Annotated in this window: 12 protein-coding genes; 2 read left to right on the forward strand and 10 right to left on the reverse strand. The window is 65.8% G+C overall.

Annotated features, from left to right (window positions below; translation table 11 throughout):
- Positions 1-70: 70 nt before the first annotated feature.
- From FHU39_RS16790 to FHU39_RS16820, 7 genes are all read right to left on the reverse strand, one after another.
- Entirely contained in the window at positions 71-613 is a 543-nt protein-coding gene (locus FHU39_RS16790; RefSeq protein WP_183321699.1) for a flavin reductase family protein, read from the reverse strand.
- On the reverse strand, positions 610-2,172 hold the full coding sequence (locus FHU39_RS16795) for a 4-hydroxyphenylacetate 3-hydroxylase family protein (RefSeq protein WP_183321700.1): 1,563 nt from the start codon (positions 2,170-2,172) through the stop codon (positions 610-612). The genes FHU39_RS16790 and FHU39_RS16795 overlap by 4 nt, the downstream gene beginning before the upstream one ends.
- 262 nt (positions 2,173-2,434) lie before the next feature.
- Positions 2,435-3,430: a tyrosine-type recombinase/integrase gene (locus FHU39_RS16800; RefSeq protein ID WP_246336165.1), complete on the reverse strand. Its 996-nt coding sequence runs from the start codon at positions 3,428-3,430 to the stop codon at positions 2,435-2,437.
- Entirely contained in the window at positions 3,420-4,352 is a 933-nt protein-coding gene (locus FHU39_RS16805; protein WP_183319350.1) for a tyrosine-type recombinase/integrase, read from the reverse strand. The genes FHU39_RS16800 and FHU39_RS16805 overlap by 11 nt, the downstream gene beginning before the upstream one ends.
- Positions 4,349-5,287 (reverse strand): tyrosine-type recombinase/integrase, encoded by a 939-nt coding sequence (locus FHU39_RS16810; RefSeq protein WP_183319349.1) that lies wholly within the window; start codon positions 5,285-5,287, stop codon positions 4,349-4,351. The genes FHU39_RS16805 and FHU39_RS16810 overlap by 4 nt, the downstream gene beginning before the upstream one ends.
- Before the next feature lie 139 nt (positions 5,288-5,426).
- Positions 5,427-6,743 (reverse strand): ISL3 family transposase, encoded by a 1,317-nt coding sequence (locus FHU39_RS16815; RefSeq protein ID WP_183321701.1) that lies wholly within the window; start codon positions 6,741-6,743, stop codon positions 5,427-5,429.
- Positions 6,744-7,235: 492 nt separating this feature from the next.
- Complete coding sequence (locus FHU39_RS16820) at positions 7,236-7,547, reverse strand: putative quinol monooxygenase (protein ID WP_183319351.1); 312 nt, start codon at positions 7,545-7,547, stop codon at positions 7,236-7,238.
- Positions 7,548-7,673: 126 nt separating this feature from the next.
- Between FHU39_RS16820 and FHU39_RS16825 the strand changes: the two genes are divergently transcribed.
- Together FHU39_RS16825 and FHU39_RS16830 are read left to right on the forward strand one after the other, a co-directional pair.
- A complete protein-coding gene (locus tag FHU39_RS16825; RefSeq protein WP_183321702.1) occupies positions 7,674-8,561 on the forward strand; it encodes an IS5 family transposase in 888 nt (295 codons plus the stop codon).
- A 103-nt stretch (positions 8,562-8,664) separates the two neighbouring features.
- Positions 8,665-9,606: a GlxA family transcriptional regulator gene (locus tag FHU39_RS16830; protein WP_183319352.1), complete on the forward strand. Its 942-nt coding sequence runs from the start codon at positions 8,665-8,667 to the stop codon at positions 9,604-9,606.
- Positions 9,607-10,129: 523 nt separating this feature from the next.
- On the opposite strand, the gene FHU39_RS16835 is transcribed toward FHU39_RS16830, so the two are convergent.
- The 3 genes from FHU39_RS16835 to FHU39_RS16845 all read right to left on the reverse strand — a co-directional run bounded on the left by FHU39_RS16835 (position 10,130) and on the right by FHU39_RS16845 (position 13,858).
- Positions 10,130-11,704, reverse strand: a complete 1,575-nt coding sequence (locus FHU39_RS16835; protein WP_183321703.1) for a GMC family oxidoreductase — start codon at positions 11,702-11,704, stop codon at positions 10,130-10,132.
- 202 nt (positions 11,705-11,906) lie between these two features.
- On the reverse strand, positions 11,907-12,962 hold the full coding sequence (locus FHU39_RS16840) for an MBL fold metallo-hydrolase (protein ID WP_183321704.1): 1,056 nt from the start codon (positions 12,960-12,962) through the stop codon (positions 11,907-11,909).
- A 101-nt stretch (positions 12,963-13,063) separates the two neighbouring features.
- Complete coding sequence (locus tag FHU39_RS16845) at positions 13,064-13,858, reverse strand: crotonase/enoyl-CoA hydratase family protein (RefSeq protein WP_183321705.1); 795 nt, start codon at positions 13,856-13,858, stop codon at positions 13,064-13,066.
- Positions 13,859-13,882 lie beyond the last annotated feature (24 nt).

The raw sequence follows: 13,882 nt of genomic DNA on the forward strand, positions 1-13,882 counted from the left end.
GGTATGGGGCGGGGAGAATGACCGTGCGTGCACAGTTGATCGCCTGAGCATGCACGGCCTCCCCGCCCCGCTAGAAACCCCACTGCTCGGGGCGTTCGGGCAGTTCGAGTGCCCGGAAGCTGCCGGTATAGAACACCAGCGGTCGGCCGTCGTCGTACCAGAGCTCCTCAACTCGACCGACGTGCAGCGTATGGTCGCCGGCCGGGTGGGAGTCGGTGACCCGGCACGACAGGTGCACCAACGCACCGTCGAGCAGCGGGACGCCCTGCCGCCACACGAACTTGACGAGGTCTGGCTTGTGCGTCGCCCCGGCGAAGTGCAGCGACAACGGTTCTTGATCGCCTGCCAGGATGGACACACCGTAGCGGCCGGTCTCGGCGATGCGGGCATCCATCTTGGCGCGGGTCGAAATGGACACCAACACCAGCGGTGGGTCCAGCGATACCGAGGTGAACGCATTGGCCGTCATCCCGTGCACGGCCGCGTCGTCGCACGATTGGGCGCCGTCGTCGACCTCCGCGGTGGTGACGATGGTGACGCCGCTGGCGAAGCGTCCCAACGCCTTGCGCATCCGCAGCGGGGTGGCGGCCAAGTCTGCGGTCGGGCTGCTCATCGCCGCACGATCTCTAGGTCGTCGTTGCTGATCAAGTCGGGCCGCGTCCAGCCGTTGACGTCGTACTCGGACATGCACTGCTCGGCGAATCCCTTCAACGCGACGTCCTGCCCGCTGCCCTGGTAGGCGAACAGCGTCTGAAAGCGCACCGCCTCGTGGTCGCCGCCGTAGTTGCGCTCGTACAGTTCGTGGCGGCCGCCGAACTCGCTGCCGACTGCGTCCCAGAGCAGCTTCAACAGTTGCACGCGGTCGATGGCGGCGATGCCGTTGGACCCGCGCACATACTGCTCGAGGTACGGCGCGATATCGGGATTGCCCCAATCGCTGGCGTGCGAGTTCAGATAGATCAGCCCACTTCCGAGCACCTGCTGGATGATCTCCTTGATCCGCGGATAGCCGACGCCCATGAACGTTCGATACGCCAAGCCGTAGTTGAGATTCGGCTGCACGGCGCCGTTGACCCACTCGTCGGGCGATTTGGCCATCGCGTCGGACAGACCCCAGAACATGTCCCGCCAGTTCAGGATCTCGCCCACCTGCATCTGCACGCCGCGGAATCCTGCCGTCCCGGTCATCTCGACTCCCTTGAGGACGCAGCCCGCGATGAAGTCGAGTTTCACTGCGAGGCGGGCACATCCGTGGAACATGAAGCGGTTGAGGAAGCCGGAGCGCATCACGAAGTTGTTGGTGGTCTCTACGTCGTAGGCGAAGACGTTCTCCCACGGGACGAGCACCTTGTCGAACACCATGATGGCGTCGTTCTCGTCGAATCGACTCGACAACGGGTAGTCGAACGGCGTGCCCATCACCGCGGCATTCATCTCATACGAGGTGCGGCACAACAGTTTAAGACCGGGCGAGTCCATCGGCACGGTGAAGATGAGGCCGAATTCCTTCTTGCGCAACGGAAGTCCGTAGTGCGCGATGAAGTTGGCGTTCGTGATTGCCGAGCCGGTGGCGACAACCTTCGCGCCCGAGACGATCAGGCCGGCGTCGATTTCCTTCTCCACGTGGACGCACACGTCGGCGGTCTCGTCGGCCGGCTTGTCGCGGTCGATCGGCGGGTTCACGATGGCATGGTTGAGGTAGAGCACCCGCTCCTGCGACTTGCGATACCAGTCCAGCGCATTGTTTTTGTACTCGCCGTAGAAGTCGGCGTTGGCACCGAGCGTGCCCAGGAACGACGCCTTGTAGTCGGGAGAGCGCCCCATCCAGCCATACACCTCACGCTGCCAGGTGGTGATGGCGTCGCGGGCCGCTAGCAGATCGTCGGCGCTACGTGCGGTCTTGAAGAACGGATGCGTGAAGCCGCCGTTGCCGGTGTCGGTCGGTGTGGTGAGTACACCGGCGTTGGCCGGGTCATGCATGGCGTCGTACATGCGGGCAACCGACCGCGCCGAATTCCGGAATGCCGGATGCGTCGTCACATCGTCCACGCGCTCACCGCGGTAGTAGATCTCGCGGCCGTCACGCAGTGATTCCAAATACTCGTCACCGGTCATCGGCCGAACGTCGTTGAGGGTCCCGGTGTCGAGCTGATCGGGGGTGGTGATGGTCATGCGAACTCCTTGCGAATCTGGGCATGGTTAAGGATCAGGTTGTGCAACAGTCGAATTCGATGTCGCCACTCGCTTTCGGCTGTGGCGATGGGTTATCGGGCTCATCCCAATCGGGGGTGTAGGAGTTGGGGTCTGAAGCCGCCGGTCTCGAGCAGGCTTCGGGCGATGGTATGTCGACCTCGGGGTTATGTTGACTGGCTCGGTCGATGCCCTGCTCCGGAGGGGACCGGGCGCTGAGCTGGTCAACATAACCGTGCCGGGCTCAGCGGTTCTTGAGGAACGCGATGAGAGCGTCCGAGGCCTGGTAGCGAGCTGGGGGCCGTTCATCGATCGCGGGGACGCGTTCCAGGGTTCGTCGTTTGATTTCGAGGTCGGCGTGGAGGTAGATCTGCGTGGTCTGGATGTTCGCGTGACCGAGCCAGAGCGCGATGCTCGCGGTGTCGATCCCGGCGTGCAGCAGGCTCATCGCGCAGGTGTGCCGCAGCGTGTGCGGGGTGACGTTCTTCCCTGCCAGCGAAGGGCATCGCTTGGCCGCGGTCGCCGCATGTCTGGTGACGAGCTTGCCGACGGCGGCTCTGGTCAGCGCGGTGCCTGTACTGGTCGGGAACAGCGGTCCCTCTGCCTGCGGTGGGCGCTCGGCGAGCCAGGCCGTAACGAGTTTCACGGTGTTCTTCTGCAGCGGGATCACTCGCTGCTTGCGGCCTTTCCCGACGCACTCGAGTTGGCTGTGCGGTCCGATGGTGATGCTGTCGATCCGCAGGCTGATCAGCTCGCTGACACGCAGCCCGGTTTGGATGCCCAGGTGCAGCAGGAGCCGGTCACGGCGCCCGAGCCAGGTGCTGGTGTCTGGAGCGGAGATGAGGGCTTCAGCCTCGGCCGCGGTGAGGAACGACACGAGGGTGGTCTTGGTGCGTTTCGCGGGGATTGCGAGGACCTGGCTGATCGTGGCGATCGCGTCCGGTGCCCGGTAGCTGGCGTAGGTGAAGAACGAGCGCAGCGCCGCGCGGCGCGTGTTGCGGGTGGCCGGGGAGTTCCTGCGCTCGGTTTCCAGGTGCTGGAGGAACCCGCCGATCAGGTCCGCGTCGAGGTCGGCCAGAGTCAGCGCGGACGGGGCGATGCCCGTGGCCCGCTCGGCGTAACCCAGCAGGAGGCGGAACGTGTCGGCGTAGGCCGCTTTCGTGTGGACGCTGGCGTTCAGGTGCCGGTCGAGCTTGTCGGTGAAGAACCGTTGCAGCAGCGGTGCGAGCTCACTCATCATCGGCCCCACTCGCCTGGATACGTTCGGCAAGAGCGGCTGCCAACTCCGGGGTGTTCGACAGATACCAGTACGTCGCTTCCGGGCCGACGTGCCCGAGGAACGCCGACAGCACCGGCATCATCGCATCGACATCCCCGCCGCCGCGGATGTGACCGATCAGCGTGGTTGTCGCGAACGAGTGCCGAAAGTCATGCAGCCGGGCAGCCGGCTGGTTCGGGCCACCAGCCAGACCGGCCATCTCTCGGATCTCTCGGAAGGTGTTTCCTGCGGTCGAGCGAGCGAGTCGGGTGCCGCGCCGAGCGACGAACACTGCCGCGGTCTTCGGGACCGGGAACGTCTTGTCCCGAAGGCGCTGATATCTGTTGATCGCTGCCATCGTCGATGAGCGGAGCGGAACGAGGCGGGACTTGCCGAACTTCGTGTCCGTCACTCGTGCCCAGCCGCTGCCATCACCGGACTCGTCCAGGGCGATGTCCCCGTCATCGAGGTTGCGGGCTTCGCTGATCCTCATCCCGGTCACTGTGAGCAGCCCGAGCAGTGTTTGCCAGGATGCCGCACGGACCTGTGGAGTCAGCCTGCCCGCCGCAGCCAGCAGCATGTCGATCTGGTCGCTGGTGAAGATCAGCGGGCGAGGACGATGCGCCCCGTAGGGTCGCCCGTCGAGGATCGGAATCTCGGTAGCGGGGTCGAACCAGGCGACGTGCGCAGCGAACTGACGGACGTAGTTCAAGTACTCCAACACGGTGCCACGGGAGAACTGTGAAGCCCAGGCGGTCGCCAGATCGTGTCGGATGGTGGGTTCGCCTGCTTCTTCCATCCACCCCACGAACGCGTCCAGGGCCTTGCCGGGCGTGGCCAGTTTGAACCCGAGCGCCCTTCGGGTCGCCAGGTAGCCTTCCAGGAGTTCACGCAGGCCGGTCATCGGGTCCGCCTGCTCGACGCGGCAGCAGGCCACTCGGGAGCCAGCGCGGCCAGTCGGTTCGTGTCGACCTTGGTGTAGATCGCGGTCGTGCGCAGGTGAGCGTGCCGTAGCAGCCGTTGGATCTCCTGCAACGTGGCCCCGGATGCGAGCATCCCCGTCGCGAACGTGTGTCGCAGACGGTGCGGGCCGAACTTCTCCACCCCGGCCTTGATACAGATCTGTCGGACGGTCCCGCAGACACCATTCGCCGTCAACGGCTGGACCGGATCGATCACGGTGAAGAACACTTCCTCGCCGACGATCCGGCCGCCGCGGCCGTGAAGAACGTAGTCCTCCAACGCTTGGCCGATCTCATCCGGCAGTGGGAGCTCATCGACACGGTCACCCTTGCCCCGAACGCGCAGGGTTCCGGTGCGCCATCCGATGTCGTCGAGTCGCAGCCCGGCGATCTCACAGGCCCGCAGCCCCAGACCGGTCAACAGCAACAGGATCGCCCGGTCACGCAGCCCTTTCGCCGAATGCAAATCGAGAGTGGCGAACAGCGCCTCGATCGTCCCAGCAGGCACCGGGTCAGGGATCGACGACAGCCGCCAGGCCGCCGCGTGCGGCACCACTCCGGACAGGTCCTGCCCCGTCCGGCCTGAGCGGTGGGCGTACTGCAAGAACGAGCGCAGCATCACCAACTGCTTGCCCAGCGTGGACGCCTTCAACCCTCGTGCTGCTTCCAGGTTCACCCATTCGGTCACCTTCGCCGCCGTCAGCGTCGCCAGCGACTGATCGACCGGTGCGGGCAGCCACTCCACAAACGCTGCGACACGGGCCGTGTAAGCGGCAGCGGTGCGCTCCTGCGCTGACCGCTCCCGCAGCAGCCACTTCTCGAACTCGTTCAGCGCCTCCCGCACGTCGGCGCGGCGCTGATCACGATGAATCACCATCCCTGGTCCTCCTGACCTGACGCCAGGCGATCCCAGCGACCGCCCAGTCAGATCAAGCGAACCCCGACACAGACGCTCATCGTTATCTTGACCAGCTCAGCGCCCGGTCCCCTCCGGAGCAGGGCATCGACCGAGCCAGTCAACATAACCCCGAGGTCGACATACCATCGCTTATGCGGAATTCCGCATAAGCGATGTAGTTGGTCAGGTTGCGGAACCCGAGGGCGGATCCGCGCAGGTGTTCCAGGCGTCCGTTGAGCGCCTCGGTCGGCCCGTTGCTGGTGCCGGGCCGATCAAAGTAAGCCAGGATGTCGGCGGCGCGGCGTTTGAGCGTTCGCCCGAGGGTGACGATCTCGGCCAGTTCGGCTGGGACCCCGGCGCTGATCTTGGCGATCAGGACGCGTAGAGCTTTGCGGCCGGCGGCGCGGTCCGGGTCACGGTAGGCGGCGACCATGTCCTGGTAGACACCCCAGGTCGCCTCGACCTCGACGTGAGCGTCATCAACGAACAGCGCGCGTAGCCTGTCGCTCTGCTTGTCGGTGAGCAGGTCCGCGCCGGTGTGCAGCGTGCGCCGCGACTTGTAGAGCGGGTCGTCCCTGAACCCACGGTGCCCGTGGATCGCGAGTTGGACCCGGCGCCGGCACCTGTCGAGGGCGTCACCGGCCAGGCGCACGACGTGGAAGGGATCCATCACCGTGACCGCGTCCGGGATCTCCTCTGCAGCGGCGGTCTTGAACCCGGTGAAGCCGTCCATCGCGACCACCTCGACCGCGTCACGGAAGGCGTCGTCGCGGTCGGCGAGCCAGGCCTTGAACGCCGCCTTCGACCGGCCCTCGACCATGTCCAGCAGCCTTGCTGGGCCGGCGCCATCGCGGACCGGGGTGAGGTCGATGATCACGGTGACGTACTTGTCGCCACGCCTGGTGTGGCGCCAGACGTGCTCATCGACGCCAATGACCTTCACGCCCTCGAACCGCGTGGGGTCGTTGATCAGCAGCCGCTTGCCTTCAGCCAGGACCGCGTTGTTGGCGGTGTCCCACGCGACCCCGAGTCCCTCGGCGACACGGACGACGGTGAGGTGTGCGACCACGATCCCTTCCAGCGCCCACCGCAGCCCGGTGCGCGAGAGCTTCGCGCGTGGCTCCGCCGCGGCGCTGGTGTCTTGGCGCCACACGTGTCCGCAGTCGGCACAGCGGTAGCGGCGCACTACAACTTCCAGCACGGTCGGTCGCCAGCCCAGCGGCTCGTGGGCCAACCGCCGGATCACGGTGTCACGAGCAGCGCCTTCGCTGCCGCACCGTCGGCACCACTGATCTGGTTCCACCACGCGGCACGCGAGGACCGCACGATCCGGCTCAAGTCGTTGCCCGGTCACGCTCAGACCGAGGCCGTCGAGTCGAGCGAAGGCGGTCAGGTCAGGGCGGCCGAAGCCGGCCGGCGGGGTAGCGTCGGACACGTCGAGGTCTTTCGGATGGATGGCGTAGGAACCTCCGTCGTCGGGAGACCTCGACGTCTATCTGCGGACCGACGCGCCCGGCCGACCTACACCGTCATCTGGGAAGACCCCTGAAACGTCTTCGACGACGACGGGACCGGCGAGGAGGAGGGCGCGGTGAGCTAAAAGAATGGAGCTTGCTCGGCTCCGACGCCGCCGCAAGCTCCGGTGAAACGGTCGGTACTGGTCGGTCGTCGTCGGTCACCACCGGATGGCGGCGTCCTCCACGCTCGGCGTTTACGCAGGTCAGCGGCTCGTTCGCCCAGTGGGCGCATCAAGCGATAGACGCAAAGCCGACGTGATTAGGTCGTCGGTTCGATTCCGACAGGCGGCTCGCGGCCGGCATCCTGTCCGTGTGCCGATAGGCCTCGCACCGCTCGGCAACGCAGCGTGGCGTTGCGTCGCGACCTGGCGACGGCTCGGCGGGGCGCGATCGTCTCGTGCGTTGGCGGACTACGGGAGCTTGGAAGCGAGGACGTCGGCCGCCAGGATCTCGGGTGCTGCGCCGAGGAGGTGCTGGTTGGCCGTCAGGGCTGCGACGATGGCGCCGTTGGCGTGGGCGTCGCGAGCGGCCTCGTCGGGGAATGCATCGAAGATCCAGAAGGTGTCGGCGTGGGTCCTGACCGCGAACCAGACAATCGTTCCTTCTTCTTCGTTGGCGAGTGCGACAGCGCCGGCGAGCAGATCGGCGAGCGCGTCGTGCTGTCCATCGGCCGCGACGATCTTGGCGACGAAGGCATACGGAAGTGATGCGGGTGTGGACATGAGGGGTTCTCCTAGGGCCTGTTACGAAAGTGGTTGGTGTGGTGTCGGCGTGTCCTCACACATGAGGTGAGGCCTCCCGAGTAACGCAGTTGGTGTCAAAGCAAATCCGTCACTGCGGGAGGCCTCGTGTCCACCATAAGCGCGACAGCACGTCATGACCTGACCAATGCGCAGTGGCAGGTGCTGCAGCCGCTGTTACCGGCAGCGCCCCGTCGAGGTCGCCCACGCGCGTATCCGCTGCGAGCACTGGTGGACGGCGTTCGGTACCGAACTCGGGTCGGCTGTCCCTGGCGAGACGTGCCCGATTCGTACGGGCCGTGGTGGCGGGTCTACGCACTGTTCGCGTGCTGGCAACTGCTGGGCGTGTGGGAACGCATCGAGACCGCGCTGTTGCAGCAAGCCGAGCAGGCCAACAAGCTGTCCTGGCAGGTCAGTGTGGACTCCACCACTGCTCGGGCGCACGTGCATGCCGCCGGCGCCCGCCGAGACAGCCCGCAACGTGTTGCGGGAGAACCGGATCACCACTGTTTGGGCACGTCCCGGGGAGGCTGGTCGACCAAGACGCACGTGGCGATCGATCGGCATCGTGGCGTGATGGCGTTCGTGCTGACTCCCGGCCAACACGGGGACAGTCCGCAGATGATCACCGTGCTGAACCAGATCCGGGTACCCCGGCCCGGGTGCGGGCGCCCGCGGACCCGCCCCGACTGGGTACTGGCCGACAAGGCGTACTCCTCCCGTGCCAACCGGTCCTGGCTGACCAGCCATCACATCCGAGCCACCATCCCGGTGCCCGGTGATCAAGCCGGCCACCGGCGCCGCAAAGGAGCCCGCGGCGGCAGACCACCGGCATTCGACAAGGCCAAGTACAAAGACCGCCACGCCGTCGAGTGCGGCATCAACATCCTCAAGCACCATCGGGCATTCGCCACTCGATACGACAAACTCGCCGTCCGCTACGCCGCCACCGTCCGCGTCACCGTCATCGATCACTGGCTCCGACGACTTTCGTAACAGGCCCTAGGTGTCGAGGTTTCTTGGTGAAGCGAGTTCAGCGTATGACGAGCAAGGGCATGTGAGAAGTGGCGTATACGGCAGTATTGCTATTGTTCACGCCATGCGTATCGGACTGATCGCGATCGACGGCTGCTTCGGTTCGGCTGTCGCGTCGGTCATCGACATCGTGCGGGTGGCCGACGGAGCCCGCGGCGATGTCGACCCGCGGATCGGCCCGATCGAACTCGCCATCCTCGGACCGAAACGGAGAGTGACCACGACGGCATCGATGACCCTGTCGGTGGACCACCCGCTGTCGGAGTCGGCAGAGTTCGACGTGGTCGTCGTGCCTGCGCTTGGAACCCTTACGGCCGCCGCTACCAACGACGTCCTCCAGAGCCGAGATGCTCGTTCGGTCATCGCCTCGCTCGGGCGCCTCGACGAGGCGACCACCCGGATCGCCGCGGCGTGCACCGGCGTGTTCGCTGTCGCCGAGACCGGACGGATGCATCATCGGCGGGCGACGACCAGCTGGTTCCTGGGGCCGGAGTTCCTGAAGCGCTATCCGACCGTCGCCCTCGATCTCGACACCATGGTCGTGGTCGACGGGAACCTCGTCACCGCCGGCGCCGCGTTCGCCCACATCGACCTCGCGCTCTCACTCGTGCGATCGATCAGCCCCGACCTGGCCCAACATGTCGCCAAGCTCCTCATCATCGACGAGCGTCCGTCGCAGGCGGCCTTCGTCGCCTACGAACATCTCCGGCACGAGGACCCGATCGTCGTCGAGTTCGAACGCTTCGTGCGCGCCCGCCTGGACGAACCGTTCAACGTCGCCTTCGTCGCGCAGTCGCTCGGCACCAGCCGGCGCACCCTCGAACGACGAGTCCGTGCGGCGCTCAACCTCACTCCGCTCGGCTTCGTCCAACGGCTTCGCATCGAACGAGCTCGGCACCTCTCAGCAACCACGGACCTCACCTCCGCCGAGATCGCGCTACGGGTCGGCTACGCGAACGCTGAGACTCTGCGCTCCCTCCTGCGCAGGGAGCGACGCCGTTCCTGACCTATCGCCATGCCTGTAGCCGGTGTCCTAGTGCTCGACTGGAACCACCTCTCAGCACGTCGCGTCGACGCTCCTGCGTCGCCCCTGGACGACCCACTCGACACGCCCGCAGCACAAGCCATGTGACGTGTCCCGGCTTCCCGGACGGTCGGGGTCGGGTGGCTGTGATGTCGCTGCGTTCTCGTCGAGGGGGTCAGCAGACTCGATCAGGGTCGATTGGGATGAGACGCGAAGGCGCTCAGGTCAGGGCGGCCGAAGCCGGCCGGCGGGGTAGCTTCGGACACGTCGAGGTCTTTCGGATGGATGGCGTAGGAACCTCCATCGTCGGGAGACCTCGACGTCTATCTGCGGACCGACGCGCCCGGCCGACCTACACCCTCATCTGGGAAGAGCCACTTTCCATCGGCATCGAGAAGATCGGCTACTCATTTGGGCACGGCGCACCCAAGAAGGCCCGGGGGTGCTCGGAAACCGTCCTCCATCGTGTGCGACTGAACTAGCCCGCTTACTCGAAGCCCCAGGTTCAGAACCCTGACCTGATGAGATCCGCGGCCTTCTCCGCAACCATGATGGTCGGAGCGTTCGTGTTTCCGTGCGGTATGGATGGAAAGACCGAAGCATCCGCGATGCGAAGGGCGGTCAGCCCATGCACACGGAGCTCGGGTGAGACCACGCCCTCACCCGGTGCACCCATCCGCGCAGTGCACGCGGGGTGATACGTGTGCTGCACGTGACGTCGGACATCGTCCGCCAGATCCGCATCGGAGTGGCCAAGTCGCGGATCGAGCTCCCGCGTCGTCAGGGCACGCAGCGACGGGCTGTGCGCGATCTCCCGAATGAGCCGGCATGCGACGACCATGGACGTCATGTCCGCGGACTCCCGAAAGTAGTTGAAGCGCAGGGACGGTGCGCTGTGCGGGTCGTTGTCCCTCAGGCTCACCCGACCTTCGCTGCGCGACCCGACGAGCGAGGAGCCGATCATGAAGGCCGGTTTGTCATGAGACCGCCGGCCGTGATCGCGGAAGAAGGCTGGTCCCGCAAGCAACTGCTGATCGGGTGCCGGACCGGACCTGGTGCTGAAGAAGCCACCGACCTCAACAATGTTGGAAGTCAGGACGCCTCGACGCTCCCTTGCATAGGTCCTCAGGACTGTCCGGTCCGCCGAATCGAACAACGTGCCAGGTCGGTCGGTTTCGAAGTTGACCGTATAGAAGGGATGGTCCATGAGATGTGCACCGACGTGGTCATTCGCCACGACGGTGGGGATGCCGAGGGCCTGCAGGTGCGTCTCCGGACCGATGCCTGAGAGCATGAGCAGCTTGGGGGTGTTGAACGCACCACAACAGATGATCACCTCCGACGCGGCGCCGATGGTCTCGACCCGACCGTCGTGCTCCACCACTACACCCGTCGCGCGACCGTTTCGAATCACGACGCGGTGGGCATCAGTGTTCGTCATGATCGTCAGGTTCGGCCTGCTCTCCAACGGATCGAGAAATGCAGCGGCGGTGCTGTGCCGCATGCCGTCGCGTTGTGTGAGTTGGAACGATCCCACACCTTCCTGACGAGCGCCGTTGAAGTCGCCATTCTGCCGAAGGCCAACGCTGAGCGCCGCAGCGATGAACGAGGCTCTGAACTCATCCGGGGACCGCGGGTCGGACACCGACAACGGTCCTTCCGTGCCGTGGTACTTGTCCCGGATGCTGGAGTTGGATTCGGACCGCTTGAACAGTGGCAGGACCTCGTCATACGACCAACTACCCATGTCGGGTGATGTGGCCCAGCTGTCGTAGTCGTGACGGTTGCCACGGATGTAGATCATGGCGTTCATCGCAGAAGACCCGCCCAAGACCTTGCCACGTGGGTGATAAATGCGCCGCCGGTTCAAGTACGGCTCCGGCTCCGACCGGTACGCCCAGTCGATGTCGGTGTTGAACTGGGTTGGAAATGCCGCGGGGACCTCGATGCGCCCCTGGTGGTGGCTTCCCCCTGCTTCGATCAAGAGCACATGGGCGTCCGGCGACTCGCTCAACCTGCTGGCAAGAACCGCACCGGCAGAGCCGGCGCCGACGACGATGTAGTCGTACTCCAGACACATTGATCCAATCCTTTGGTACGCGAAGCTTTGCTAACCCACCTCATTCTGGGAAGTCAGCGCGCGCTGCACCGCTCCTGGACATGTCTGGAACACGCAGTGACCGATTGTTGCCAGGCGTGGTCATCCGACGTGGATCTGGCACACCACGCAGTCCAGCGCTTCCCCTCACTCAAGGCGCTCACACCACGAAATCACTGAACTGCTAAGTGAATTCGAGCGCTTCACCTGCTTCGCACCATGCGGTGGTACCGCCGATCAGGTCGGCGACGTCGTCATACCCGTGCCCGGCAAGGAACCGGGCCGCGCCGCGCGAACGGCCGCCCGACTGACACACCACGAGCACCCCGTGGTCGTGCGGGATCTCGCCGATCCGCACCAGGAGGTCGGCCTGCGGCACGCACACGGCACCGGGCAGGTGTCCGCCGGCGTATTCGGCGGGTTCACGCACGTCGACGGTCAACCCGGGACCGGTGAGGAACCGCTTCGCCTGCGGAACGTCCCACCGGGGCGGGTCCGCATCCCCGAGGTCCTGCGCCTCCGGCAGGTCCGCGCGCCCCTGGTTCGTCGCCATGATCGCGGTCATGTTGAGTGGTCGGGCGGGCGGTTGCTCGGCATACCCGAGGAACTCCTCGTGCGAGAGCGCAAGCACCGGATTGAAACGGCGCTCGAAACCGATCGTCGTACTTGGGCGCCCGCACATCGCCTTGCCGCAGGTGCCCTCGAAATGCGCCGGGAAGACCTCCACCCAGTCCGGCAACTCCAGCAGCCGGCGCACACTGCACCACTGCTGTTCCGCGCCCTCGGCACCGCCGAAGTCGGGCCGACCGACATCCCCGACGAACAAAGTGTCGCCCGACAGCACCATCGACGGCTCGGGGCTGCGCGGCGGGTTGACCACCAGCAGCGACAGTTCCTCCACCCGATGGCCCGGCGTGTGCACCACGCGCAACTCCAACCGGCCGAGCCGCACCACGTCACCGTCGTCGAGCGGGACGAACTCGAAATCCACGTCGGCAGAGGAGTGCAGGTGCACGCCGGCACCGGTCGCCGCAGCCAGTGCCCGGTTGCCGGAGACGTGATCGGCGTGCAGATGGGTGTCGATCACCGTGGTGATCCGGTAGCCGCGCTCTTCGGCCAGCTCGAGATACGGGGTGATGCCGACCTGCGGATCCACCACCGCAGCCTCCCGGCTCTCGCGCGAGGCGATGAAGTATGACGCGCAGCCGTGCTCGTCGTGCAGGAACTGTTTGAAGTACATGCCGCGCCTCCGAGGACCAGTAGTTCGGGCGCCACCGGTCTGCTTCGAATGATCCACCTGCGCATAGCGTCCTCGCAGCTCATTGTCAGATTTGCGTGCCCTCAGCGCCTCGCCCGGAAGACCGGCTCCTCCCGCTTCAGCCCTGCGGTGCGCGCGATCCGGAAGTTCGCGCCGAGCAGCAGTTTGGTCTGCTCCCACCGCTCCCGGGAGAAGGTATGGCGGGCCGAGGACCGCCAGGTGCGGTCGAACAACCGCTTCGCGCCGACCAGCGCATCGGGAGACCTCCGGGTCAGCTGCTGCGCGAGAAGGCGTGCGGCGTCATACGGCTCGGGAGCGAGCTGACCGACCAGGCCCAGCCGCGCGGCCTCCTCACCGGAGATGATCTCGGCGGTCATGGTGAGCCGTTTGGCGGTCTCGATGCCGACCAGCTCGGACAGCGCCTGCACGCCGCTCATGTCCGGGATCAGGCCCCACTTTCCTTCCAGCACAGACCATTTCGAATCCGGTGCGGTCACCCTCAGGTCGGCGCCGAGCGCGATCTGCAACCCGCCGCCGTAGCAGTGCCCGTGCACCGCGGCGATCACCGGGACCGGCACCCGGCGCCAGGCCCAACATGCCTCCTGGAAGACGTTGGTGCCGCGCCACGGCCGCGGGATCATGCCGAGCGGCAGTTGCTTCGGGTCGGCCGTGACGGTCTTGAAGTCGAGTCCGGCGCAGAAGGAGTCGCCCGTTCCGGAGAGTATGACGGCGCGCAGCGACTTGTCCGTGCGCAGTTCGTGCGCCGCATCGGCCAGGCCGCGCAACATCGGCAGCGTGAGACCGTTCAGCTTCTCGGGGCGGTCCAGCCGGACGTCGGCGATGCCGTCGGCAACCGTGACATCAATGTTGTTACTCATGAGTAGAGAGTAGGCCCCGATACG

The organism is Flexivirga oryzae (assembly GCF_014190805.1).
Classification (GTDB): domain Bacteria; phylum Actinomycetota; class Actinomycetes; order Actinomycetales; family Dermatophilaceae; genus Flexivirga; species Flexivirga oryzae.